Raw genomic sequence first — 24,321 nt, forward strand, 5'->3', positions numbered from 1 at the left:
AGCCGACATGGATTATGCCGGACTCAGGAAGCCTTTCATCTGCTTCATGGCTTTCTGCTCAATCTGGCGGATACGCTCGGCAGATACCCCAAATTCTTCTGCCAGATCATGTAGCGTAGCGCTGCTGCCTTCTTGCAACCAGCGGGCTTCTACAATGCGGCGGCTGCGATCATCCAGCTTGGCCAGCGCAGAAGACAAGCCGGTTGTCTGCAGGTGTTCAGCTTCCTGTTCAGCCAGAATCTCGGATGGTTCCGCGTACGTTGCCTGCAGGTAGGAAATCGGGCTGAACACATCTTCATTATCGTCATCAGCATTACCTTCAAGCGAGATCTCATGCCCGAACATCCTGGATTCCATTTCCAGCACTTCTTCGGGTTTGACATTGAGCTCATGGGCAATATGCGCAACTTCGTCGCTCTGCAAGCTGGCTGACTGGCTCTTTTTCATGCTGCGCAGATTGAAGAACAGTTTGCGCTGTGCCTTGGTTGTAGCCAGCTTCACCAGGCGCCAGTTACGCACGATGTATTCATGAATTTCAGCCTTGATCCAATGCATGGCAAAGGAAACCAGGCGTACACCGCGCTCAGGATCGAAGCGGCGCACCGCTTTCATCAGGCCTATATTGCCTTCCTGAATAAGATCGGATTGAGGCAAGCCATATCCGGAGTAATTGCGTGCAATGCTGGCAACCAGGCGCAGATGGGAAACAACCAGCGTCTTGGCGGCCTCAACGTCATTGTCCTTGTTGAGGCGGGTTGCCAATTTATACTCTTCCTCGGCGCTGAGTATGGGAAAACTCTTGATAGTACGCATGTACTGATCAAGACTGTCAGCAGATGCAATTACAGGTAATGTCATGGTATCTGTCATGCGAAGCCCTCTCTCATGAAAATGATTCTAGCACTCCTACTTGGAGAGTGCCAGCATGAAAAAGTTTCCATGAATTTACCCGGATTTGATAAATCCGAATTTTATTAGCGCCTTGTAATGAAGGGGTAATGATGACAGAGTGGTTTTATTGAGATATCTGGCGCATTCCTTTTCTGAATGAGGGATCACCTATCCAGGTCGGACGTTGAGTGAACTGTTTGTTGACGAGGCTTTTACTGGCATCGAATCCTAGATAATTGAGCCCTGCCAGGTCTGACCAGGTATGCTCAAAATAAGCTGAGCTATAGACACGATCCAATGTTGAGCTGAAGTCAATATGGCTATTCTGTTGCCACAGAGGAGATGTCCAGATGAACATGGGAATGGCAAACATGGGTAGCGTTGGTTTGCCTTCATTGCGTCCTAGAAAGTCGTGAGGGGGCGTGTCATACACTTCTTCTCCATGGTCGGAGAGAAAGGTCAGCATGCTACGTTGTTGTTGTGCATCCAGTTTCTTTATCAGTGTAGCAAGCACGAAATCGTTATAGCGTACGGCATTATCGTAGGTGTTTACGATATCTATTTGCTCTTGATCCAGCCAGCTTGGCAGGCCTGACTGGTCCTGAAAGAAATCAAACTCTGGAGGATAACGGTATTCATATTTCATATGCGTACCAAGCAAATGTACCACAATGAATTTACGCTGGGCTGGGTCAGCCAGTGCCTGGTCAAAAGGTGCAAACACATTGCTGTCATATTCTCGGGAGTTCTGATAACGGCTGTTGTTGGTGTAATGCTGCACATCTGCCAGTTGGGAAAAATAGGCCAGCATGGTATTACGCTTGGTTATGGTTTGCTGGTTGGTAATCCAGAAAGTCTTGTATCCAGCCTGTTTCATCATGTTCATCAGCGAGGGTTGGGTCATGACAGCATCGGGGTGATCACGATCAGCGAATGTCAGTACTTGTTCCAACGCTTCAATGGTTGATGCCCGGGGAGAAACAACATGCGTAAAGATATGGAGTTTGTTCTTTAACTTGTCCAGGTTGGGCGTGGTGTTGCGTGGATAGCCATATAGTCCCCAATGCATGCGCGTGCTGGATTCACCGATGACGAGTACCAGTGTGCCTGGCTGGTTGGCAAAATCATCATGAAAGTCCTGGAGTGGTGGCAAGGATCTGTTTTTATCCAGTAGTGCTTCCATGTTGCCCAGTTGCCGTTGGTACTGGAAATAACCCATGATGAGCTGCCAGGGTTCTGCCGGCTCCATGCGACGTTGCAGATTGTCGAGCACTCCATCCCATGGGAGGTGGTTGATGCACCTGTCTTTTATAAATGGTACCAGGAAAACAAAGGCAATGATAAGCAGGCTGGCAGTGAAGCGTGTGCCCATTTTGAGCTGGACTGGCTGGATACGTCGCCACAGGATATAAGCCATCAAGGTATGGGTAATATATATGATTGGCATCCACCACTTGAAATACTGCGAAATATATTCAGAGGATTCTGCAACATTGGACTCGAAAATAATATAGAGAACGCTTTGGGAAATTTCCTGGTGATAAACGCAGAAATAAGCCAGGCTGAGCAGGGAGCTGATCCAGAGCACAATGCCTATCGTGGCGGTGATGATTCTGGTGCGCTCAGGAAAAATGAGGACGGGGATTATCCAGATCAGGCTCATGTAGATAGCCTGACGCAGGCCAATGAATACTGTTGCATCAGTGAGCTGCAACAATACGTGTGTTACTCCTGAAAAGTAGAAGAAAAAAAGATACAGGTTAAACATTGACTTCAATGCAACGCGGTCAATGAACTTATGCGTAAGCATGGAACTTGAGTCTGACATGACGACCTCAGCAATACCGTTAATAATGGATGTGGAAATTAATGACTATCGGATGGGTTATTGAAAATGGATTCGGAGGATCTCGGATTGAGTTCCAGCCATTGTTCCTTTAATTCACAAGTTGTGGTCTTGACTTCAAATGCGATCAGCAATGAGCAGAACAGATCATCATGGCTTAAGGCTGTGGTGCTGTAAGGCTGAATCATGCTGGCTGGATAGTCGAATTGCCTTCCAGTCCAGAGGATGGCCGGGACGTGGGTTTGTTCGGTGGGAGCAATGGCATATGGAGCAGCATGCAGATAGATGCCATGCTCGCCCAATGATTCGCCATGATCGCTGACATATAACATGGCAGTGGCATGGGTTTTATCGTATTTTTTCAGGAAATCAATGGTCTTAGACAGGAAATAATCGGTGTAGCGAATTGCGTTATCGTAGGCATTATTGATTTCTTCTGTAGTGCAATTTCCCAGTTCACCAGACTTGCACGTGGGCTTGAAGTATTCAAATGCGTCAGGATAGCGGCGATAGTATTCAGGGCCATGGTTGCCCATCTGATGCAGAACGATCAGAATATCCTTCCCTTTGCGGGCAGCGATATACTTGTCCAGATCATGCAGCATCCCGATATCCCTGCATTCGCGATCACAGAGCGGGTTGTTGGTCGGACTCCTGAAATTCTCATATTGCACTCTCGTGGCTACGCCTTTGGAGTCGGAGTTGTTATCTCGCCAGATTACCTGCACTCCTGTCTCAAACAGTACATCCAGTGCATTCTTGTAATATTTGGCTTCTTCAGATGTAAAGTTTTTGCGGCCCAGTGCAGAAAACATGCAGGGAACCGATACGCCTGTGGATGTGCCACATGACGTGACATTGGGGAAACTGATAACTCCGCGTTTACTCAGCTCCGGGTTGGTAGGTCTATCATACCCATTCAGGGAAAAGCGATCTGCGCGTGCGGTCTCGCCAACTACCAGAACAATCAATTCCTTGATGTCATGATCTTCCACGATTTTGGCGTCCACTGCGGTGTCCTGTAGCGGATGGTTGATGCGTGATGTACGTACTTGTCTTTGAATGAAGTCGATGGTCGAGTAGATCCATCCTGTTGGGTTGGCGTATAAGCGCGTGATCTTGTGTTCGCGCACGAAGCTGGCGAAATTGGCTGGAGCAGCGGCGACAGACCCGATAATGACAATGATCAGAATCAGGCTGATCTTGAGTCTGGCGCTGAATTCACTGGCAACTCCAGGAGAACTCTTGGGCCAGAGCATGATGACGAGAGTTGCTGGAATCAAGCCAAGGACAATGAATTTCAGCACCATTGACATGTTGAGAAGTCCAGAGATTTCTCCCGGATTGGTTTCAATGATGTTCCTGATCATTTCCACGTCTACTACTACGCCAAAACTATCCATATAGTAAGCGGATAAGGATGAAGTAATCAGAATGGTTGCAAGAATGAACTTTCCGATATTTCCTTGTGAGACCCAAAGCATGAAAAGTAAGGTGGAGCAGGAAAAGAACAGGATAAGCGCGGTGATATGTAATACCTGATTGCTGGAGTTGATCGGGTATGTTTCCAGTAACCTTGTCCATAATGCAATGTTTTCAAAGCATAGAAGAAACAAGGTTGAGGTCAATATAATGATAATCTGTCGGGTAATATATCTGTTGATATGCATTATTCAGTCTGGAAATTATTAATGGGAACCCAAGCGTCGATGTTGTTGATTTTTGCTATTTATTGATAATGTGTTGTCATGATTGATGAAAATTTATGAATCATGAAGGTGTTTTATCAATATAGGATGATTTTTAGGATAATTATTGCTTGATTTGGCGCATATGAAATATGATTTAAAAGATTGGGTCAATGGGTTGTAAACAATATTTAATCTTTATTTTTTTCATAATAACCAGCTAAGTTTCAGGAGATATAATCCCGTTAAACATATTATTAATTCTGTTATTTATGTATCTATTCACGATCAAAGAGAGTGCGGATGAAAATTCTTCTTGTTGAAGATGATCAGATGATAGGGGAGAGTCTGGAGCAGTCTCTTGGGCGGGATGGATATGCCGTTAATTGGTGCAAAAATGCCAAAGCAGCTGAAGTTTCCCTGAGGAGTGAGAGCTATAGCCTGATTCTGCTGGATTTGGGTTTGCCGGATCGTAGTGGGATAGAGTTGTTGCGGGATATGCGTCGTACATGGAAACTGAGTGCGCCAGTACTGATCCTGACGGCAAGAGACTCAATACAAGACCGTGTCACTGGATTAAACGCGGGAGCTGACGATTATCTGATCAAGCCATTTGCATTAGCTGAGCTTGAAGCGAGGATTCGTGCCTTGTTGCGACGGGCAACCGGTCAGGCTGATACTGAGTTATCCAGTGGTGACTTACGACTAAATACAGCAACCAAGGTACTGCACTATCATGGCCAGGAGTTTACTTTGTCTGCTCGGGAGTATGCAGTGATGTATGCATTGCTGGAAACACCGGGGAAAGTGTGGTCACGGACACAATTGGAGGAGCGGATCTATGGCTGGCAGGAGGAAGTCGAAAGTAATGCAGTAGAGTTTCATATCCATCAATTACGTAAGAAATTGGGGCCGGAGACCATTGTCAATATCCGCGGCATGGGATATCGAGTAAAAAAAGCAGAGAATTCATGAAATCCATTCATCGCTATCTTTTGTTTTCATTAATTGCTGCATTATTGTTTGGCACATTACTGATTTCACTTTTTTTGTATAAAAAATCTAAACACGAAATCAATGAGTTATATGACAGCAATATGCAAGCGTTGGCAAGTGTCATCAATGCTCAGTACCTGTCATTCAACGCAATTCATCAACCGATCTCCGGAGTTGGTAAGCATAGTCAGAGAAAGGAAATTCATCGGGAAGAAGAATTTCTGGTGCAGATATGGAAACTGTCTGGAGAGTATGTTTATGCTTCACATCCGTTGATTGATTTTCCAAGGCAGGCACAGTCCGGATTCTTCACAACACGTCACAAACAGAAAAAATGGCGAGTGTATACACTGGAAACTGACCAGGGGTTTATCCAGATTTCTCAACCCCAAACAGCACGTAATCTGTACATTGGTGAATTGGCGGCTGGGTTGATATTCCCTTTGCTATTACAAATTCCCCTGATTGGGGCTTTTATCTGGATTGCTGTTGGGAAAAGTCTGAGGCCTCTGCAGCGAGTGTCTACTGCCATACAATCTCGGTCAGCAGTTAGCTTGGATCATTTGCCTACTGAATCACTGCCCATTGAAATATGTCCAGTGATTGATGAGCTGAATCATTTGCTCACAAGGCTGGGAAAGGCACTTGCCATGCAACAGAGCTTTACGGCAGATGCTGCGCATGAATTGCGTACGCCACTGGCTGCATTGCAATTACAGGTGGATACACTTGCTCGCAGCCAGGATGATGTAGAGCGTCATACGGCAGTAACAGCGTTGCAGCGTGGGATCATGCGGGCAGGTAGCTTGGTGAATCAGTTATTGACGTTGGCTAGATTGGGGCCAGAATTTTCTCGGCAAAGTGATATTGTTGAATTGAACCAGATAGTACGTGCAGAGATTGAGCAGCACCTGGATCAGGCAGTTGCAAGGCATATAGATTTGGGATTCAGTGCTGCAGAGCCGATTTTCCTTGAAGCACATGCAGCCAGTTTACACATCATGCTGAGCAATCTGATTGATAACGCCATACGTTACTCTCCCGAGAATGGCAAAGTGGATATCCGGACTTATTATACCGACGCTGAAGTGGTGCTGGAGGTGCAGGATAATGCCAGCCCGATCGGGAGTCAGGATAGAGAGCGTATATTTGAGCGATTTTATCGGGGATCGAGCAGCAATGGAGTATCAGGCAGTGGGCTCGGGTTGGCAATTGTAGCGGATATTGTGCAGCAGCATCATGCGTGCATTACGGTCAAAACCAGGTGTGACGTACTGGGGAATACATTTATAGTGAGTTTCCCTAAATTATCCTTGGCAACAACCTTAATCTAGAGTGTCACGATATCAGGTGTGGATTGACGGAGATGGCGGGACGTTATCGCGCGATGCACGCGCCAGTGTTACAAATGCATTGATGTAATCAATATCCATATCCGATTCACGGATACCGAGGAAAATTTGCTTGGCGATGCCATCCTTACCCAGGCGCACAGGCGCTACATCGAACTTGGCCTGGTACTCCTTGACCAGCCAACGCGGCAATGCCGCCACCCCGCGACCGCTGGCGACCATTTGCAGCATGATGTCGGTGGTCTCGATCGATTTGTGGTGCCTGGGGCTGATGCCTGCCGGCATCATGAACTGGGTATAGATATCCAGTCTATCGATCTCTACGGGATAGGTGATCAAGGTTTCTTCCGCCAACTGTTCCGGCAGGACGCAGTCCTTCTCACGCAGCTTATGTTGTGCTCCTACCACCAGCACCTGTTCGTAATCGAATACCGGCTGGAAATGCAGGCCGGGCTTGTAGAGCGGGTCCGGTGTCACCAGCATGTCAATCTCGTAGCCGAACAATGCACCGATGCCGCCGAACTGGAACTTCTGCTTTACGTCCACATCCACATCCGGCCAGGCAGCAAGATAGGGCGATACCACCTTGAGCAACCATTGATAGCAGGGATGGCACTCCATGCCGATGCGCAAAGTGCCGCGCTCGCCCTGTGCAAACTGGCGCAGACGCTCCTCTGCCAATGTCAGTTGCGGCAGCACGCGGTTGGCTACCGCCAGCAGGTATTGCCCAGCCTGGGTCAAGCGCAGTCTGCGTCCCTCGCGTAGCCAGATATCGGTACCCAACTGCTGCTCCAGCTTCTTCATGCTATGACTGAGCGCGGATTGTGTCAGGCACAACACATTGGCAGCTGCCGTCAGCGAGCCTTGGTTCTCGACTTCCTTGATAATGGTGAAATGGATTCTATCCAGCATATTGATGAGTAAAATTCATTAATTGTTGAAATAATACCATTTTTAATCATGATTTAAGCGGGCTAACATGCTCTCATCATCAATTCTGATAAAGGTATGCAACATGGCCACGATCCATAACCTTGGATTTCCGCGCATTGGCGCCAAGCGTGAACTGAAGTTCGCGCTGGAGTTCTACTGGAAGGGCGAATCTTCGCGTGAAGAACTGAAATCCATCGGCGCCAGCTTGCGCCAGCGTCACTGGGCAGCACAATCCAGCTTGGATTTGGTGCCTGTCGGCGATTTTGCATTCTACGACCAGGTACTGGACATGAGTTTTACCTTGGGTAATTTGCCAGAGCGTGTCTGGGATTTTCACGGTGATCAGCTGGACAATTACTTCCGCGTGGCGCGTGGCCGCTCCGCCAAATCCGCCGAGGAACATGCATCGTGTTGCGGCGGGGTTGCTGCAGGCGAAATGACCAAGTGGTTCGATACCAACTATCACTACATTGTGCCTGAATTCAACGCCGACACTACATTCAAGCTGGACGCCTCGCGCCTGCTGGAACAGCTTGCCGAGGCCAAGGCGCAAGGCGTCAAGGCCAAGCCTGTCATCATCGGCCCGGTTACCTACCTGTCCATCGGCAAGGCCAAGGATGACTCCGACAAACTGGCCCTGCTGGAACGCCTGTTGCCTGTATATACGGAACTGCTGGAAACCCTGGCGGCGCAAGGTGTCGAATGGGTACAGATCGACGAACCCATCCTGGTTACCGAGCTGGATGACACCTGGAAGGATGCATTTGAAACCGCTTATACCTATTTCAAGAGCATCAAGGTCAAGCTGCTGCTGGCGACCTATTTCGGCCAATTGCTGGAAAACCGCGAGCTGGTGGCAAGCCTGCCTGTCGCTGGCGTGCATGTCGATGCCATCAATGGCCGTGACGACATCGCGTCGCTGCTGGCATTGCTGCCTGCGGACAAGATAGTATCCCTCGGTGTCATCAATGGTCGCAATATCTGGAAGACCGATCTTAATACAGTGCTGGATTGGGTAGAGCCTTTAGCGCAGCAATTGGGTGAGCGCCTGTGGATAGCGCCCTCCTGCTCACTGTTGCATGTGCCGGTGGATCTGGACAGCGAACAGCGCTTGGATACGGAAATCAAGTCCTGGCTGGCGTTCGCCATCCAGAAGCTGGATGAGTTGAAGGTGCTGGCAACAGCCCTGCGCAATGGCCGTGCCGCGGTCAAGGCAGAACTGGATGCTAACCAGGCAGCGATTAACGCACGCCGCAACTCGCCACGTGTGAACAACCCGGCGGTCAAGGCTGCATTGGGCGAACTGGATGCCAAGCTGGGCAAACGCAAGAGTCCATATGCGCAGCGTGCTGCCAAGCAATCCGTTTCTCTAAATCTACCGAAATATCCAACCACGACCATAGGCTCCTTCCCGCAAACCGCGGATATCCGCCAGGCGCGCAGCTATTTCAAGGCTGGCACCTTGGATGAAGCTGCCTACAAGGCTGCGATGCAGAGGGAAATCGAGCGTAGCGTGCGCGAGCAGGAAGCCCTTGGACTGGATGTGTTGGTGCACGGCGAAGCCGAGCGTAACGATATGGTGGAATATTTCGGCGAGCAATTGGAAGGCTATGCGTTCAGCCAGTTCGGCTGGGTACAGTCCTACGGTTCCCGCTGCGTCAAGCCACCTATCCTGTTCGGCGACATCAGTCGACCGCAGCCGATGACTGTGGAATGGATCAAATATGCGCAATCGCTGACCAGCAAGCCGATGAAAGGCATGCTCACTGGCCCGGTGACTATCCTTAACTGGTCCTTTGTACGCGACGACCAGCCGCGTTCGGTCAGCTGCTACCAGTTGGCTCTGGCGATCCGTCAGGAAGTGCTGGACCTGGAAAAAGCTGGCGTGCACGTGATCCAGATCGACGAAGCTGCATTACGCGAAGGCTTGCCATTGCGCAAATCTCAGTGGAAGGAGTATCTCGACTGGGCAGTGGAGTCGTTCCGCATCACCGCCAACGGTGTGGAGGATGACACCCAGATTCACACCCATATGTGCTATTCGGAGTTCAATGACATCATCGCCTCGATTGCGGACATGGATGCTGACGTCATCACTATCGAGACTTCGCGCTCGGATATGGAATTACTGGATGCGTTCGATAACTTTAATTACCCGAATGAGATCGGGCCTGGTGTCTACGACATCCATTCGCCCAATATTCCATCTGAAGAGCATATTGTGCAGTTGATGAGAAAAGCGGCTGAGCGTATTCCGGCAGAACGTCTGTGGGTGAATCCTGATTGCGGCCTCAAAACGCGCCAATGGGCGGAAGTTATTCCTGCATTGACCAATATGGTGGCTGCGGCAAAGGTGTTGCGTTCCGGTCAATAAACCTTACCTTCAAACATGGAAGTCAGGAAAACCGCTGTTATGGCGGTTTTCCTTTTTTATGCCACGGGTAGAGAAATTGTCATGTAGATAACATCTCAAGCATGCACAGCATAGATCACCCATATTGGGGGGAGGGGGATAGGTTTGGGTGAGCGTCTCACTATTGAGACTGTTAAAAACTAATTAAAAACAATTGGTTAGATATTTTTGTATGTATTGATTATTTTTGTGTGTCTCAGTATGGAGACATATATTGGGTGGATGTAGAGCATGGAGATGATGATTTTATAATAAAATCAATTGGTTAATGACTGTGGCATGGTGAATGCTTAAGATTGGTTTCATGAAGTAATAGCCGTTGTGTCAGTGACTCTTCAGATATTGGTCATATCCCCCCCCATGGACCATGGTGCTGGAGAAAGAGCGATCACATTGAAACGGTTATGAGCCTAAGTCATATCCCCCCATGGTGAGGGCTCTTCATTCAAGCGCCGGGCATGTATATGTTCGGCGCTTTACTTTGTGGGATGTATGGATGCAATCGTCTAGGCTGGCGATTTCCTTAATGGATTCAGTATGGAAGCCAGGCCGTTGTGATCCAATTCCTGCATGATGGCAAGCAGGCGGCCAATCTCGCCCGGTGGAAAGCCGTTACGTGCAAACCAGTGGAGATAATGGCCTGGCAGGTCAGCGATCAGACGGCCTTTGTATTTGCCGAATGGCATGACGCGTGTTACCAGCAGTTCTAGATCGCTTGATTGCATCCTGGCTCCACGGACAGGCTTGATAAAAGGTTGATGGCAGCAGGAATGCTGATCGCGCCGATTTTGCTGGTGCAGCAGATTCCTTCCTGTGCTGCGTGCGCCCTGATCAGTATCAGAATCTCCTCCAGCGTCATGTGGTTCAGCAAGTTCAAGCGCCGGTCGGGAGTGATAGCGTATGCGATGCCGTGGCTATCAATCAGCCTTGCAGCGCCTGGACTTGCTCCCCATGTCTGCCAGGCAGAGTCATCAGCGATATATTCCAGTTCGGCATCTCCGAGATGATGAATGAGTGCCGGCCATGAGAGAGGTGTCGGGGCGGACATATTGGGTTTTCCTGATTGCTATTCACTAGATTGTTGACTGGATGGCTGGCCTTCCATAACGCCTGTCGCTACTATAACGCCTTTGTCGGCAAATGATGTCTGCCGGATTGATCAATTGTAATGCCTTGGTACAAGGCTGAAAGTCTGGAATGAGCAAGATTGTTGTTGAAAGTAATCCCCCTGCCGCGCGTCTTGAGGCACTTGGTGTCGGTAAGTGGCCAACATGGTCCAAGGAAGTGTCTGTTTTTCCATGGGTATTTCCTGAGCAGGAAATTGCTTATGTGCTGGAAGGTGAAGTGGTGATCAAGCCGGATGATGGCAGCGCACCAGTGGTGTTCCGCAAGGGGGACCTGGTCACTTTCCCTGCGGGTTTGCGCTGCACCTGGGAAGTGAAACAGCCATTGCGTAAACATTATCACCTGGATGGTACATTGATCGGCCGTATTTATCGCCGTGCTAAATTATTTTTCACACGTTAATTATTGTTCCAATATCCCGCCATTATCCAGGTGATGGCATATGCCTGGCGTAGTGGCGCGGATTGAAGTTTGCTGCCACAGGTAAGAGCAGTGCGAACACAACTGCCAGTAATCCCCATGTGGTGCTGAATGTCTGCAGGTGATCGCGCAATAATCCTGCAATCATCGGCATGATACCGGCAATGAGGTAACCTACTCCCTGTACACGTGCAGTCAGTATCCCGGATGCGTGCGAGTCATGCAGATGATCCATGCATACAATCAGGCTCAAGGGGAACAATGCTCCCACGCCGCATCCTGCCAGAATGACCCCCAGCCAGGCGTGGGCAGGGCTGGCGGCAAGGCAGAATAATCCACTCATGGCAAATAATATGGCAAGTATGAGCCACGGCCTACGGTCAGGCGATCCAGCTGCCAGTTGCGTCAACAGTAAACCTGCGACAACTTCAGTGGCGCTGAGCAGTGAGAGTGCCAGTCCTGCCTGCGTGGGAGAGTGGCCTAAATCCATGAAATATGGCGGCAGCCATGCCAGCATGCAGGTGAAGCCGGAAGTGCTCAACCCGAAAAAAATCGCAAGCTGCCAGAAGCGTTTGTTGTATGGAAGCCTGGATGGGCTGGTGGTGGATGACTGCTGCTGTGGCAGGCGGGGAACAGATAGCACGAATAATACCAGGGCCGGGATGGCAAGCAATCCCCAGCCTCCCAAAGCCCAGCTGAGGCTGACATGCTGCATGATGAAGGGAGCCAGTGCTGCGGCAATGGCAGCGCCTGCCATGACGGCGGGAATGTAAATACCCATGTAGGAGGCAGCGCGTGATGGCCACCAGTATTTGATAATGGCAGGTATGAAGGCTTGTACCATTGCAATGCCCAGGCCTGCAAGCAGGGACGACATGATCATCGTGGCAGGGGATTGGCTGAAGATGCGCCAGCACGTTGCTGCGCCTATCAGTATCAGGGAGAGCATAATCAGGCGCCGTGCGCTGCAATATTGCAGCAGCATGTGGCCGAGCAGGGCACCCAGGCCCATCATGAGGATGGGAATGCCATTCAGCAGGGAAATCCAGCCGTAGCCAAGTTGCCATTGGGCGAGCAGTACATCGGTAAGCGGGCCTATGGTGGCCATGACTGGACGCAGGTTGAGTCCCAGCAATATCAGCATGAATAGAATGCACAAGGCTTTCATGATGGCTTGCTTTCAAGGCTGAGCAATAATTGACGCATGCCTTGGTTCAACGCCTGGCGTTGCTCGGCAGGAATGATGGCCAGGCTGCTTTTCAACTGTTCCAGGTAGATTTCAAAGATCGGGTCAAACAATAGCCGGCCTTCAGTGGTGATATGCACCTCCAGGCTTCTCTTGTCTTCCGGGTGGGGAGTGCGTTGTACCAATCCTTTCTGGCTCAGTGTATCCAGCCGGTTGGTCATGGCCCCCGAAGTAATCAATAAGCGTTGATAAAGCTCAGTGGGGGATAGGGAGCCGCCATTCCGGTACAAGGTTGCCAATACATCAAACTCTCCTTGGTTGAGCCCGGCATTGCTGATGATTTCCATGCTTTGCTTCAGCAGCAGCGTTGCTGTGCGCCATAGGCGTGTAGCCAGCTCCATCCCGGAGAAATCATGACCGGGCTTCGTGGTTTCCCAGTCCTTTACTAGTTGATCTATATGATCTGCAGTCGGTTCTGGCAGCATGGATATCTTAATATAAAGTTAATATATCTTGATATTAAGATAATTCCGGAATGAGGTCTACATTAGATTAAGATTACTGTCTGTGCCTACACTTTATCCGGCAATGCTTACAGGGAACAGGCAGCGTACGCGTAAGCCACCATCGCTGCAATTGCTTATTATGATGCTGCCTTGATGATGTTCAATGGCGCGCTTGGCAATGGCTAGGCCCAGGCCATAACCGGTATTCCCTGGTGTATCAGTGCCAGCGACACGATAGAATGGCTGGAAGACATTGGCGATTTCGTTATCAGGCAGTCCAGGGCCATGGTCGCGCACTTCTACTGACAGTAATTTGTCGCCTTTCTGGATGGATACCTCAATGGTTTCGCCATCACGGTTATATTTCAGCGCATTGCGGATGATATTCTCGAAAGCGCGTCTCAGCAGCTCTTCATGGCCTTGCAGGATGATTTCCTGGGTTGCATTGAGCTGGATGCGGCTTCCCACGGCTTCAGCCTCAAAATTGGCATCCTGCACAATGTTAGCCAGCAAGTCATTCAGGTTAAGTTTTTCACTACCGCCACTACCGATGCCAGACTCAAGGCGGGATAATGTCAGCATCTGTCCCAGTAGTTCGTCCAGGCGCTCGGTTTCGCGTTCAATACGGCTCAATGCCGAAGCAAGTTTGTCTGGTTGCTGCTGGGCAAGTCCCACTGCAAGCCTCATTCTGGCTACCGGAGAGCGCAACTCATGAGATACGTCATGCAACAGAAGGCGTTGTGCATCCAGCAGCGTTTGCAAGCGTGTCGCCATATAATCGAAATCCTTGCCCAGATCGGTTAATTCATCATTCCGGTTGGCAAGTTCCGGGCTGACACGCACTTTCAGGTCTCCCTCTGCTAATTGATGGCTGGCTTTGCGCAATAATTTGATTGGGCGGCTCAGGTAAGCGGCAAAGCCTGCACTGAAGAGCAGGCAGGCCAGCAAGGCAATAAGCGCTTGTAACTCCATGTTAAGTCGCGGATTGTATTTGGGAGGACCTGCTGCGTCGGCGCTGTCAGCGGGAACGAACAGTACATATTCATCTCCATCTACAGCTTGTGCTCTACGTACACTGGGAGTGGCAGGATCTTGTTCCAGTGCAGAAATGGCCTGGCGCAGTGTATCGGGTAACACTGTACGACCCTGAATATCTTCACCAGCCTGGTTGATGACGAGTACGGTCGGTGCTTTACGACCAGGCCAGTTGCGGAATAATGCCTGGACACCTTCTTTTCCGCCGTATTGCAGAGTATTGGCGGTGATCCCGACAACGAAATCGGCGCGACGATCCTGCAGGAAACCTTCTTCGTTGGCTGGTTCGCGCTCGTTCAGATAAATGGCTGCCCCCACACCGGCTCCTGTGATGAGTAGGGTGAGGGAGAAGCCCAGGAAAATCTTCCAGAATAATTTACCCATGAATACTCTCCAATACTCTCCGGCTTAACCAGCGATGAACTGGTAGCCAACGCCTCGCACAGTCTGGATCGGGGAGCGACCATCTTCAAGCAGCCCCAGCTTTTGTCTGAGATTGCTGACGTGCACATCCACGCTACGGTCATAACGGCTTTCAGGCCGCCCCAGTGCCTGGGTGAACAAATCGGCTTTGCTGACGACGCGTCCGGCATTTCGTGCCAGTACTTCGAGCAACGCGTATTCACTGGTGGTGATATCCAGTGGTTCACCTTTCCATTCAATAATGCGTTCAGAAGGATAAATGGCAATTTTGCCAACCCGGGTGATATTGCTACTGGCTTGATTGTGTTGAGATTCATCGCGCACAGCAACACGGCGCTGGATGGCACGCAGTCGGGCGACCAGTTCACGCGGGTTGAATGGTTTGGACAGGTAGTCATCAGCCCCGAGCTCAAGACCGACAATCCGGTCAATCTCATCTCCTTTTGCTGTCAGCATGATGACAGGAATCTGGCTGCTGGCACGGATCAGGCGCAAGGTGTCAAAACCATTGAAGCGAGGCATCATGACATCCAGTACCACCAGGTCAAACTCTCCGGAAAGTGCTTGTTGTGCGCCATCTTCGCCATCGTGCGTAATGGTCAGCGTAAAGTCCTCGGCGCCCAGATATTCTTCCATCATCTGGCACAGTTCGACATCATCATCAATGAGCAATACACGTAGCACGGATATAAACCTTTCTGTCACAATGACTTTTATGAGTATTTTGCCGTACAGTTCAGTACGCAAATGAGCATATTACAAATATTTACTCACAATTACACCGTCTAAACCTAACCAGACGAACATTTAGCAGATAGATGGCTCATAGTAGTCAGGCAGCACACACAAGTGCTTTGTCGATTCTGATGATGACTTAGAAAAGGAGTATCACTCATGGCTACATCCCGAAAATTATGGATTTCCACCGCCCTGCTGGCTTCATCGCTGTTTGCCGTTAATGCTGCTGTCAGCCATGCTGGCTCTGGTGATCACAAGGATGGAAAGTGTGACAAGGACAAGAAGCATGCTTCATTTAACGGACACAAGCGGTTTGCTGATGGTAGCTTCCTGCACCATAAATTGCGTCCTTTGAACCTGAGCGAAGAGCAACAGGCCCAGGTGAAGCAGATTATGGAAAAGCAGAAACCTCTATTTGCTGAAAAACGCCAGGCTGCCCACGATGGTTTCAAGGCGCTGGCAGTAGCTTCAAGCAAGGATGCCTATGATGAAAAGAGCGTGCAGCAGCTGGCTGAAGGGCAGGCCAAGGCCCAGGCAGACCTGCTGGTGTTGCGTACCAACACCATGCACCAGGTTTACCAGATCCTGACTCCCGAGCAAAAGCAGAAATGGGCTGAGTTCCAATCCAGGGTCAAGCCAGCCAAAAGCCGTGAACGTGAGAAGGTCTGAGTGAAGCAGGCCCGGGAATAGGTGCCTAGTACATATATTCCTGAATGGCACTCCGGACAATGGGATGTAAGCCATTGTCCGGGGTGTCTTGCATGTATTGAATGATCTGTTGGCGCATCTGGGGTGGCCAGAACTTCATGAGATGGCTGGCAATATCTTTCCGGGCCTGCTCCTGGTCAGGATAGGAGCGGAAGAAATCACCGATCTGGTTTGCCATGGTGACCAAGTGTTCTATATTCATGCCAGCTCCTTGTGTAGCAATCTTTCCGCACAGCTGTAAACTACATGTTGCTCCTTGCGAGCGAACCCCACCAATGTCAGCCCGCAACCTTCCGCCATGCGGATCGCCAGCCCGGTAGGGGCTGAGATGGCCACGAGCATCGGAATGTGAGCACTGGCAGTTTTCTGTACCATTTCATAACTGGCCCGGCTGGATGTCAGCACAAAGCCGGGGGCATGTGACGATTGCCTGGCGCGTGCGCCTATCAGTTTATCCAGGGCATTATGCCGACCGACATCTTCGCGCACCATGAGCACTTCTCCTTCCGGGTTGACCCAGGCGCAGGCGTGGGTGGCGCCTGTCCGGCCTTGCAGTGCCTGCAGTGCCTGCATATTGCGCTGGGCCAGGTAAATGACTTCTGCGTCAAAGTGGATATCCTGTGCCTGGATACGGTTGGGAAAACGTATGGCCTGGTCCAGGCTTTCTGACCCGCATAAGCCGCAACCTGTACGTCCGGCCATGCTGCGGCGGCGCTCTTTCAAATGTGCAAAGTTCTCGGAAGCAATTTCCATCTGCAATTCAATGCCATTGACGCGTTGCACGATTTCAATGCCATATAAATCGCTGGCACTGGAGAGTATGCCCTCGCACAGTGAGAACCCCAGTGCAAAGTCGGCCAGGTCTGCAGGAGTTGCCAGCATCACGGCATGGGAAATACCGTTGTAGATCATGGCAACCGGGACTTCTTCCGCGACCCTGTCCTCGACCTCACGTAGTTGTCCGTTGGCATATTTGAGTGCTGTGATCGTGCTGTCAGTGGAGTCGCTGTCAATCAGGAATTCAGTGTGTTTCATTGTTATTCCATGCGGGCTTCATCCCGCTGTTGAACCAGGGCAATCTGCTCATCACTGAATTCCTGGTAATGCTGTTGCCATTCAGAAAGCTGCGAAACACGCGTGACTTCCACTGCAGTGACCTTGAATTCAGGACAATTGGTTGCCCAGTCCGAGTTATCGGTGGTAATGACGTTGGCTCCTGACTCTGGATGGTGAAAGGTCGTATAGATCACGCCAGGTTGTACCCGGGTCGATATCTTGGCCCGTTGTACGGTATTCCCCGCACGACTGGTGATGCCTACCCAATCTCCATCCTGTATTCCCCGGTCTTCTGCATCATGCGGGTGGATTTCCACTCGATCTTCGGGGTGCCATGCCACATTGTCTGTGCGCCTGGTCTGTGCGCCAACATTATATTGCGAGAGTATACGCCCGGTAGTGAGCAACAGCGGGTACTTGCCGTTGACTTTTTCTGATGTTGGCACATATTCAGTGATCATGAATTTGCCCTTGCCACGCACAAATTCATCCACATGCATGATTGGTGTGCCGGCTGGGTGTTCTTCATTGCAGGGCCATTGTATGCTGCCCGTCTCCTCGAGGCGCTTGAAACTGACGCCCTGGAAGGTGGGAGTAAGCTGGGCAATTTCATCGAGGATTTCCGCAGCATGTTTATATGGCATGGGATATCCCAACGCTTCGGATAGCAGAGCCGTTACTTCCCAGTCTTCATAGCCATTCCGGGGTGTCATGACGCGCCTGACTGGCGAAATGCGGCGTTCGGCATTGGTAAACGTGCCGTTTTTTTCCAGGAAGGAGCTGCCGGGCAGGAAGACATGCGCATACATCGCGGTTTCATTGAGGAACAGGTCCTGCACGATCACGCATTCCATGGAGGAGAGCGCGTGGGTCACATGCTGGGTGTTGGGGTCGGATTGCGCAATGTCTTCACCCTCGCAGTAGAGCGCCTTGAAACTGCCATCAATGGCAAAATCCAGCATATTGGGAATACGCAAGCCAGGCTCGTTATCCAGTTTCTTGCCCCATGCCTGTTCAAACACGGAGCGAGTGGCATCGTCCGAAACATGGCGGTAGCCAGGGAATTCATGCGGGAAAGAGCCCATGTCACAGGAGCCTTGCACATTATTCTGGCCGCGCAATGGATTGACGCCCACGCCTTCACGCCCGATATTACCTGTTGCCATGGCCAGGTTGGCAATGCCCATCACCATGGTGGAACCTTGGCTATGTTCCGTGACGCCCAAGCCGTAATAGATGGCGGCGTTGCCACCTGTGGCAAACAGGCGTGCCGCAGCCCGGATTTCCTCTGCCGGGACACCAGTGGCTTCCTGCATGGATTCTGGGGAGTTTTCCGGACGGGAGACAAATTCGCTCCAGTACTCAAAGGAGTCCCACTCACAACGGCGGCGTACAAACTCTTCATCCACCAGGCCTTCTGTGACCACAACATGAGCCATGGCGGTAATCAGCGCCACATTGGTGCCAGGCCGTAGCTTGAGATGGAAGTCAGCCTCGAAGTGCGGACCGGACACCAGATCGATGGCACGCGGGTCGGCAATGATGAGTTTTGCGCCCTGGCGCAGACGGCGTTTCATCTGTGAAGCGAATACCGGATGGCCATCAGTCGGGTTGGCGCCAATGACCATGATGACATCCGAGTGCATGACCGAGTCAAAGGTCTGGGTGCCTGCGGATTCTCCCATGGTTTGTTTCAGCCCATATCCCGTAGGGGAATGGCAGACGCGGGCGCAGGTATCGACATTGTTGTTGCCAAAAGCGGCCCGAACCAGTTTCTGTACCAGATAGGTTTCTTCATTGGTGCAGCGGGATGAGGTAATGGCACCAATGGAATTACGGCCATACTGGGTTTGTATGCGCTTGAGCTCGCCAGCAGCATAGCTGATCGCCTCTTCCCAGCTTACTTCCTGCCAAGGGTCGTGGATACTCTTGCGTATCATCGGCGTGGTAATGCGGTCGCGGTGGGTGGCATAGCCCCAGGCGAAGCGGCCCTTGACGCAGGAGTGGCCATGGTTGGCACCACCGTTCTTGTCCGGCACCATGCGTACGACCTGTTCTCCTTTCATCTCGGCACGGAATGAACAGCCGACTCCGCAATAGGCACAGGTGGTGATCACGCTATGTTCGGGTTGTCCGTTGTCGATAACGGATTTTTCCATCAGCGTGGCAGTCGGACATGCCGTGACACAGGCACCGCAGGAAACGCACTCGGATTCGAGGAAATTACCAGCATTGCCTGCTGCTACCTTGGAGTCAAAACCGCGCCCGGAAATGGTGAGTGCGAACGTGCCCTGCGTTTCCTCACAGGCGCGCACGCAACGCGAGCAGACGATGCACTTGGAAGCGTCAAACTGGAAGTAGGGGTTGGAAACATCTTTTTCTGTATCCAGGTGATTACTGCCATCGTAGCCGTAACGCACTTCTCGCAGGCCAACGGCACCTGCCATGTCCTGTAATTCGCAATCACCATTGGCAGAACAGGTGAGACAATCCAGGGGGTGGTCCGAGATATAGAGTTCCATGACGCCACGACGGATATCTGCCAGCTTGGGACTTTGCGTATGTACCTTGAGGTCTTGGTCTACCGGAGTGGTGCAGGAAGCCGGATAGCCACGCCTGCCCTCGATTTCCACCAGGCAAAGCCGGCAGGAACCAAAAGGCTCTAGGCTGTCTGTGGCGCAGAGCTTTGGAATGCTGATGCCTGCTTCCATTGCCGCGCGCATGATCGACGTGCCCTTGGCGGTTGTGACCTGTATGCCATCAATTTCCAGCGTGACTTGCTGCTCAGTTGTCCGGCTCGCCGGGGTGCCGTAATCTGCTTGCTTGTCCATCACTTTCTCCTCTTGCTTCCTCTAAACAAGGTCCGCTGTTTTTATTGGGTGTGGTGCGGATACCTTGCAGTTTGCATTGCCTATTTCATGCCACCTGTTCCTTTTTATGGATACCGAAATCCTCAGGAAAATGATTGAGCGCGCTCAGGACCGGGTAAGGGGTCATGCCGCCAAGTGCGCAAAGTGAACCGTTCAGCATGGTATCGCTGAGATCACGCACCAGCGCGATGTGCTTGGCGTGATCCGTTCCGGTCATGATCTTGTCCATGACTTCGACACCGCGCGTGGAACCGATGCGGCAGGGTGTGCATTTGCCACAAGACTCAATGGCGCAGAACTCGAATGCGTAGCGGGCCATGTGCGCCATATCCACAGTATCGTCAAAGACGACAATGCCACCATGGCCCAATACAGCCCAGAGTTTGCTGAATTCCTCGTAATCCAGCGGGGTATCAAACTGGGATTCAGGCAGGTAGGCACCCAATGGGCCGCCTACCTGCACGGCCTTGATTGGCCTGCCGGATGCTGAACCGCCACCATAGTCGTATAACAGTTCCCGCAACGTCACACCGAATGCTTTTTCCACCAGTCCGCCATGCTTGATATTGCCAGCAAGCTGGATCGGCAGCGTGCCGCGGGAGCGGCCCATGCCGTAATCGCGGTAATACACACTGCCCTTGTCCATGATGATAGGCACTGTGGCAAGGGAGATGACGTTGTTGATGATGGTTGGTTTGCCGAACAAGCCGGAAATGGCTGGTAGCGGTGGCTTAAAACGCACCAGTCCGCGCTTGCCTTCCAGGCTTTCCAGCAGGGCGGTTTCCTCGCCGCAGACATAAGCGCCTGCGGCGCGGCGCACTTCCAGATAGAAATCATGCCGACTGCCGAGAATTTCCCGCCCGAGATAACCGGCCTCATAGGCGCTCTTGATCGCCAGGTTGAGAGTGACGATTGAGTGGGGGTATTCCGAGCGTACATAGATATAACCTTGCGTGGCGCCAACGGCAATGCCTGCGATTGTCATGCCCTCGATCAGGACAAATGGGTCGCCTTCCATGATCATGCGATCAGAGAAGGTGCCCGAGTCGCCTTCGTCTGCGTTGCAGACAATATATTTTTGCTCGGCTGGTGCTTCCAGCACCGTCTTCCACTTGATGCCGGTCGGGAACGCGGCACCACCACGCCCACGCAGGCCGGAGTCCGTGACCTGCTGCACAATGTCTTGTGGTGCCATGCCAATCGCGTTGCGCAGTCCTTTGTAACCGTCATGGGCAATGTAATCCTGCAGCGAAACCGGGTCGGTAATGCCGACACGGGCAAAGGTCAGGCGTTCCTGCTGCTTCATCCAGGGCAATTCGTCTGTCAGCCCCAGGTTCAGTGCGTGCTGTCCACCACCGAGAAATCCTGCGTCAAACAGGGATGCCACCTGGTCAGGCGTGACAGGGCCGTAGGCGATGCGCCCTGTATCTGTCGCAACCTCGACCAATGGCTCGAGCCAGAACATGCCACGCGAACCGTTGCGTACGATTTCAAGCGGGATGTGGCGGGATTCAGCTTCCCTGGCGATGGCTGTCGCCACCAGGTTGGCACCCAGTGAAAGGGCGCTGGAGTCACGGGGAATATAAATGGTATTCATGGATTTTCCCTTCGTGCGTTGGCGAGCAGGGATTCGACTTGTTGCGGGCTGACGCGACCATAGACTTCGTCGTCGAGCATGATGGTGGGAGAGCAGGCGCAGTTGCCTAGGCAGTAAACAGGTTCCAGCGTGATGCTGCCGTCGCTGGTGGTCTCATGGTAATCGATCCCCAGCGAGGATTTTACGTGGGTTTCCAGTGCGCCACAGCCCATGGCCTGGCATGATTCGGCGCGGCATACCTGCAGGACATGCCTGCCTGGCGGGTGAGAGCGGAAATGATGATAAAACGTCACCACACCATGGATTTCTGCGACAGATAGGTTAAGCGCCTTGGCAATCACGCCATAGCACTCTTCCGGGATATAGCCTAAATCGTCCTGAATCGCATGCAACAAGGGCATTAACGCACCAGCCATGTGTTGATGTGATTCGATGTGCGATTCAATGCGTGCCATCTGGTCATGCATTACTTTCTCCTCGAATCCACAAGAATCTGTTCAAGAGCTGCAATGCGGAGCGGGCGCGTTTTCAAGCCATATCTTGCCGGATCAACGTATCCCAAAAGACCTTGAACAGGTTCTAACTACAGACTTCGTTATTGTGATGCTTGCTTTGCTTATAGTACGAACTATATACCGAATTGTACACAGGCAGGGAATAAAAACCACCATGAAAAAATGGCTATTTGTGGCTGTAAATAACGGTCTCTGAATCAAATGCCAAGGCGGCGTTATCCCTGTTCTTGAATGTGAGACAGTAGAACGCTGTAATGGTTTGAAATTGCTAGAGGGAAAGTGTACTACAGGTCAGTCTGCTGGATGGGGAAGTCAGGCTGATGGTTCTTACGGCTGCTCCCAGTACTGTATGCCGGGAGCAACCGGTAATGCAGCAGCTTTTATTACAGGTCGAAAATCTTGCCCGGGTTCATGATGCCGTTTGGGTCGAATATCTTCTTCAACTCGCGCATATAGCCGATCTCGACCACGTCGCGGGTGTAGGCCAGGTAGTCTTTCTTGGTCATCCCTACGCCGTGTTCGGCGGAAATCGAGCCGTTGTATTTCTGCACGGTTTCAAATACAAACTGGTTGACCACCTTGCATTTCTCAAAGAATTCGTCCTTGGTCAGGTTGGCTGGCTTGAGGATGTTGAGATGCAGGTTGCCATCGCCGATATGTCCGAACCAGCAGACTTCGAAGTCGGGATAGTTGGCAGCTACGATGGCATCGACGTCGGCAATAAAGGCTGGCACGTGGGTGATCAGCACTGAGATGTCGTTCTTGTATGGCGTGAATGGCGCAATGGTCTCGGAGATGCCTTCACGCAAATGCCATAGTGCCTGGGCTTGGGCCTGTGACTGGCTCATGACACCATCGAGGATCCAGCCTTGTTCCATGCAATGCTCGAATATCTGCATGGCGTCGTCGACCACGGCTTCAAAGCGGCCCTCGAATTCCAGTAATACATAAAGTGGCGACTCGGTTTCAAAAGGACGCTGTGCGTGCCCATGAGCCAGCACTTTCTCCAGCGCTACCTGGTTGAAGAATTCGAAGGCGGTGAGGTCTATGCGTTGCTGGAAGGCATGCAGGATAGGCATCACGGCGGAGAAGTCGGGCACGCTCAACACCAGTACCTTGAGGTCTTGCGGCGCGCGCGTGAGCTTGATCTCGGCTTCGGTGACGATGCCCAACGTGCCCTCGGAGCCGATGAATAATTGGTGCAACGCGTAGCCAGTGGCGTTCTTGATCATACCCTTGTTGAGATGCAGGATATCGCCCTTGCCGGTGACGACAGTGAGGCCCAGCACCCATTCGCGTGTCATGCCGTAGTGAATGACTTTGATGCCGCCAGCATTGGTACCGATATTGCCGCCCATCTGGCTGGAACCTGCTGCGGCAAAATCCACAGGGTAGTAGAGCCCTTGTTGTTCTGCATATTGCTGCAACTGCTCAGTGACGACGCCGGACTGGATACGCACCAGGCGGTCGGCTGGCAGGAAGTCCAGTACTTTATTCATGCGATCCAGGCTGATGACGATTTCACCATTGGCAGCGACTGCACCTGCAGAAAGCCCGGTGCGCCCGCCGCTGGGGGTGACTGGAATCTGGTGTTCATTCGCCAGTTTGACAATTGCCTGCACTTCTTCAGTCGTGCCAGGGAAGACGATGACGGAAGGCTGCGGTTCAAAGTGCTTGGTCCAGTCCAGGCCCCAGGTCTGGAGGCTATCGTCATCTGTCTTGACGCGTTGTTCACCGACAATGGACTGCAATTGTTCCAATAATGCGGAGGGGAGGCTGGTGCGAGCATTCATCAAACATTTACCTGTGCAAAGTGGCATTGAATATTCAATGCGTAAAGAATCAATGGTCAAATGACCGACTGCCCTGATTTTAGCAGTTTTTGAATTGATATTGATTCCTAATCTCAGTTTTATGGAGTAGCATACTAGATTGCGCTATCGGTGCGGTACCCCTGATTTAATCGGGGTTTAATAAGCGATCCGGTGTGCTACGATCATTGATTTTCGGTCTTTTTCGGAGC

Annotated in this window: 21 protein-coding genes; 5 read left to right on the forward strand and 16 right to left on the reverse strand. The window is 51.4% G+C overall.

Annotated elements, in window-relative coordinates; translation table 11 throughout:
- Positions 1-12 precede the first annotated feature (12 nt).
- From rpoH to CHB59_RS09115, 3 genes are all read right to left on the reverse strand, one after another.
- The gene (gene rpoH / locus CHB59_RS09105) at positions 13-870 is read right to left on the reverse strand and encodes an RNA polymerase sigma factor RpoH (protein ID WP_089375924.1); all 858 of its coding nucleotides are present in this window, start codon (positions 868-870) and stop codon (positions 13-15) included.
- A 145-nt stretch (positions 871-1,015) separates the two neighbouring features.
- Entirely contained in the window at positions 1,016-2,719 is a 1,704-nt protein-coding gene (cptA, locus tag CHB59_RS09110; protein WP_089375925.1) for a phosphoethanolamine transferase CptA, read from the reverse strand.
- A 38-nt stretch (positions 2,720-2,757) separates the two neighbouring features.
- Positions 2,758-4,407 (reverse strand): phosphoethanolamine transferase, encoded by a 1,650-nt coding sequence (locus CHB59_RS09115; RefSeq protein WP_089375926.1) that lies wholly within the window; start codon positions 4,405-4,407, stop codon positions 2,758-2,760.
- A gap of 321 nt (positions 4,408-4,728) precedes the next feature.
- On the opposite strand from CHB59_RS09115, the gene CHB59_RS09120 reads away from it, so the two are divergent.
- Both CHB59_RS09120 and CHB59_RS09125 read left to right on the forward strand, forming a co-directional pair.
- Complete coding sequence (locus CHB59_RS09120) at positions 4,729-5,400, forward strand: response regulator (RefSeq protein ID WP_089375927.1); 672 nt, start codon at positions 4,729-4,731, stop codon at positions 5,398-5,400.
- Positions 5,397-6,755, forward strand: coding sequence for an ATP-binding protein (locus CHB59_RS09125; protein ID WP_089375928.1), 1,359 nt, complete (start codon positions 5,397-5,399; stop codon positions 6,753-6,755). Before CHB59_RS09120 ends, CHB59_RS09125 begins: the two co-directional genes overlap by 4 nt.
- Before the next feature lie 12 nt (positions 6,756-6,767).
- Here the strand turns inward: CHB59_RS09125 and CHB59_RS09130 are convergent, their stop codons facing one another.
- Complete coding sequence (locus CHB59_RS09130; protein ID WP_089375929.1) at positions 6,768-7,685, reverse strand: LysR family transcriptional regulator; 918 nt, start codon at positions 7,683-7,685, stop codon at positions 6,768-6,770.
- A gap of 103 nt (positions 7,686-7,788) precedes the next feature.
- Between CHB59_RS09130 and metE the strand changes: the two genes are divergently transcribed.
- Positions 7,789-10,080, forward strand: a complete 2,292-nt coding sequence (gene metE, locus CHB59_RS09135) for a 5-methyltetrahydropteroyltriglutamate--homocysteine S-methyltransferase (protein ID WP_089375930.1) — start codon at positions 7,789-7,791, stop codon at positions 10,078-10,080.
- 545 nt (positions 10,081-10,625) lie between these two features.
- Here metE and CHB59_RS09140 read toward each other — a convergent pair.
- Both CHB59_RS09140 and CHB59_RS09145 read right to left on the reverse strand, forming a co-directional pair.
- The gene (locus CHB59_RS09140) at positions 10,626-10,844 is read right to left on the reverse strand and encodes a DUF3820 family protein (protein WP_089375931.1); all 219 of its coding nucleotides are present in this window, start codon (positions 10,842-10,844) and stop codon (positions 10,626-10,628) included.
- Complete coding sequence (locus tag CHB59_RS09145) at positions 10,826-11,167, reverse strand: DUF4144 family protein (protein WP_089375932.1); 342 nt, start codon at positions 11,165-11,167, stop codon at positions 10,826-10,828. The genes CHB59_RS09140 and CHB59_RS09145 overlap by 19 nt, the downstream gene beginning before the upstream one ends.
- 149 nt (positions 11,168-11,316) lie before the next feature.
- On the opposite strand from CHB59_RS09145, the gene CHB59_RS09150 reads away from it, so the two are divergent.
- On the forward strand, positions 11,317-11,646 hold the full coding sequence (locus CHB59_RS09150) for a cupin domain-containing protein (protein WP_089375933.1): 330 nt from the start codon (positions 11,317-11,319) through the stop codon (positions 11,644-11,646).
- Between the two features lie 22 nt (positions 11,647-11,668).
- On the opposite strand, the gene CHB59_RS09155 is transcribed toward CHB59_RS09150, so the two are convergent.
- From CHB59_RS09155 to CHB59_RS09170, 4 genes are all read right to left on the reverse strand, one after another.
- Positions 11,669-12,832 (reverse strand): MFS transporter, encoded by a 1,164-nt coding sequence (locus CHB59_RS09155; protein ID WP_089375934.1) that lies wholly within the window; start codon positions 12,830-12,832, stop codon positions 11,669-11,671.
- Complete coding sequence (locus CHB59_RS09160; protein WP_089375935.1) at positions 12,829-13,335, reverse strand: MarR family winged helix-turn-helix transcriptional regulator; 507 nt, start codon at positions 13,333-13,335, stop codon at positions 12,829-12,831. The genes CHB59_RS09155 and CHB59_RS09160 overlap by 4 nt, the downstream gene beginning before the upstream one ends.
- A gap of 93 nt (positions 13,336-13,428) precedes the next feature.
- The gene (locus tag CHB59_RS09165) at positions 13,429-14,775 is read right to left on the reverse strand and encodes a HAMP domain-containing sensor histidine kinase (RefSeq protein WP_089375936.1); all 1,347 of its coding nucleotides are present in this window, start codon (positions 14,773-14,775) and stop codon (positions 13,429-13,431) included.
- Between the two features lie 24 nt (positions 14,776-14,799).
- Entirely contained in the window at positions 14,800-15,498 is a 699-nt protein-coding gene (locus tag CHB59_RS09170; protein WP_089376029.1) for a response regulator transcription factor, read from the reverse strand.
- Between the two features lie 210 nt (positions 15,499-15,708).
- Between CHB59_RS09170 and CHB59_RS09175 the strand changes: the two genes are divergently transcribed.
- On the forward strand, positions 15,709-16,221 hold the full coding sequence (locus tag CHB59_RS09175) for a Spy/CpxP family protein refolding chaperone (protein ID WP_089375937.1): 513 nt from the start codon (positions 15,709-15,711) through the stop codon (positions 16,219-16,221).
- A 25-nt stretch (positions 16,222-16,246) separates the two neighbouring features.
- Here CHB59_RS09175 and CHB59_RS09180 read toward each other — a convergent pair whose 3' ends face one another.
- The 6 genes from CHB59_RS09180 to CHB59_RS09205 all read right to left on the reverse strand — a co-directional run bounded on the left by CHB59_RS09180 (position 16,247) and on the right by CHB59_RS09205 (position 24,091).
- Positions 16,247-16,462 (reverse strand): formate dehydrogenase subunit delta, encoded by a 216-nt coding sequence (locus tag CHB59_RS09180; RefSeq protein ID WP_089375938.1) that lies wholly within the window; start codon positions 16,460-16,462, stop codon positions 16,247-16,249.
- Positions 16,459-17,295, reverse strand: coding sequence for a formate dehydrogenase accessory sulfurtransferase FdhD (gene fdhD / locus CHB59_RS09185; RefSeq protein WP_089375939.1), 837 nt, complete (start codon positions 17,293-17,295; stop codon positions 16,459-16,461). Before fdhD ends, CHB59_RS09180 begins: the two co-directional genes overlap by 4 nt.
- A gap of 2 nt (positions 17,296-17,297) precedes the next feature.
- Positions 17,298-20,147: a formate dehydrogenase subunit alpha gene (fdhF, locus tag CHB59_RS09190; protein ID WP_089375940.1), complete on the reverse strand. Its 2,850-nt coding sequence runs from the start codon at positions 20,145-20,147 to the stop codon at positions 17,298-17,300.
- Between the two features lie 85 nt (positions 20,148-20,232).
- On the reverse strand, positions 20,233-21,783 hold the full coding sequence (locus tag CHB59_RS09195) for a formate dehydrogenase beta subunit (protein ID WP_089375941.1): 1,551 nt from the start codon (positions 21,781-21,783) through the stop codon (positions 20,233-20,235).
- A complete protein-coding gene (locus tag CHB59_RS09200) occupies positions 21,780-22,250 on the reverse strand; it encodes a formate dehydrogenase subunit gamma (RefSeq protein WP_089375942.1) in 471 nt (156 codons plus the stop codon). The genes CHB59_RS09195 and CHB59_RS09200 overlap by 4 nt, the downstream gene beginning before the upstream one ends.
- Positions 22,251-22,681: 431 nt before the next feature.
- Entirely contained in the window at positions 22,682-24,091 is a 1,410-nt protein-coding gene (locus CHB59_RS09205) for an FAD-binding oxidoreductase (protein WP_089375943.1), read from the reverse strand.
- Positions 24,092-24,321: the final 230 nt, after the last annotated feature.

The organism is Methylobacillus rhizosphaerae (assembly GCF_900187985.1).
In the GTDB taxonomy this organism is placed as follows: domain Bacteria; phylum Pseudomonadota; class Gammaproteobacteria; order Burkholderiales; family Methylophilaceae; genus Methylobacillus; species Methylobacillus rhizosphaerae.

What these genes read in the sequence shown, in the direction of transcription:
- rpoH (WP_089375924.1), bottom strand. Translation starts at nt 870, where the DNA reads ATGACAGATACCATGACATTACCTGTAATTGCATCTGCTGACAGTCTT.
- cptA (WP_089375925.1), bottom strand. Translation starts at nt 2,719, where the DNA reads ATGTCAGACTCAAGTTCCATGCTTACGCATAAGTTCATTGACCGCGTT.
- CHB59_RS09115 (WP_089375926.1), bottom strand. Translation starts at nt 4,407, where the DNA reads ATGCATATCAACAGATATATTACCCGACAGATTATCATTATATTGACC.
- CHB59_RS09120 (WP_089375927.1), top strand. Translation starts at nt 4,729, where the DNA reads ATGAAAATTCTTCTTGTTGAAGATGATCAGATGATAGGGGAGAGTCTG.
- CHB59_RS09125 (WP_089375928.1), top strand. Translation starts at nt 5,397, where the DNA reads ATGAAATCCATTCATCGCTATCTTTTGTTTTCATTAATTGCTGCATTA.
- CHB59_RS09130 (WP_089375929.1), bottom strand. Translation starts at nt 7,685, where the DNA reads ATGCTGGATAGAATCCATTTCACCATTATCAAGGAAGTCGAGAACCAA.
- metE (WP_089375930.1), top strand. Translation starts at nt 7,789, where the DNA reads ATGGCCACGATCCATAACCTTGGATTTCCGCGCATTGGCGCCAAGCGT.
- CHB59_RS09140 (WP_089375931.1), bottom strand. Translation starts at nt 10,844, where the DNA reads ATGCAATCAAGCGATCTAGAACTGCTGGTAACACGCGTCATGCCATTC.
- CHB59_RS09145 (WP_089375932.1), bottom strand. Translation starts at nt 11,167, where the DNA reads ATGTCCGCCCCGACACCTCTCTCATGGCCGGCACTCATTCATCATCTC.
- CHB59_RS09150 (WP_089375933.1), top strand. Translation starts at nt 11,317, where the DNA reads ATGAGCAAGATTGTTGTTGAAAGTAATCCCCCTGCCGCGCGTCTTGAG.
- CHB59_RS09155 (WP_089375934.1), bottom strand. Translation starts at nt 12,832, where the DNA reads ATGAAAGCCTTGTGCATTCTATTCATGCTGATATTGCTGGGACTCAAC.
- CHB59_RS09160 (WP_089375935.1), bottom strand. Translation starts at nt 13,335, where the DNA reads ATGCTGCCAGAACCGACTGCAGATCATATAGATCAACTAGTAAAGGAC.
- CHB59_RS09165 (WP_089375936.1), bottom strand. Translation starts at nt 14,775, where the DNA reads ATGGGTAAATTATTCTGGAAGATTTTCCTGGGCTTCTCCCTCACCCTA.
- CHB59_RS09175 (WP_089375937.1), top strand. Translation starts at nt 15,709, where the DNA reads ATGGCTACATCCCGAAAATTATGGATTTCCACCGCCCTGCTGGCTTCA.
- CHB59_RS09180 (WP_089375938.1), bottom strand. Translation starts at nt 16,462, where the DNA reads ATGAATATAGAACACTTGGTCACCATGGCAAACCAGATCGGTGATTTC.
- fdhD (WP_089375939.1), bottom strand. Translation starts at nt 17,295, where the DNA reads ATGAAACACACTGAATTCCTGATTGACAGCGACTCCACTGACAGCACG.
- fdhF (WP_089375940.1), bottom strand. Translation starts at nt 20,147, where the DNA reads ATGGACAAGCAAGCAGATTACGGCACCCCGGCGAGCCGGACAACTGAG.
- CHB59_RS09195 (WP_089375941.1), bottom strand. Translation starts at nt 21,783, where the DNA reads ATGAATACCATTTATATTCCCCGTGACTCCAGCGCCCTTTCACTGGGT.
- CHB59_RS09200 (WP_089375942.1), bottom strand. Translation starts at nt 22,250, where the DNA reads ATGCATGACCAGATGGCACGCATTGAATCGCACATCGAATCACATCAA.
- CHB59_RS09205 (WP_089375943.1), bottom strand. Translation starts at nt 24,091, where the DNA reads ATGAATGCTCGCACCAGCCTCCCCTCCGCATTATTGGAACAATTGCAG.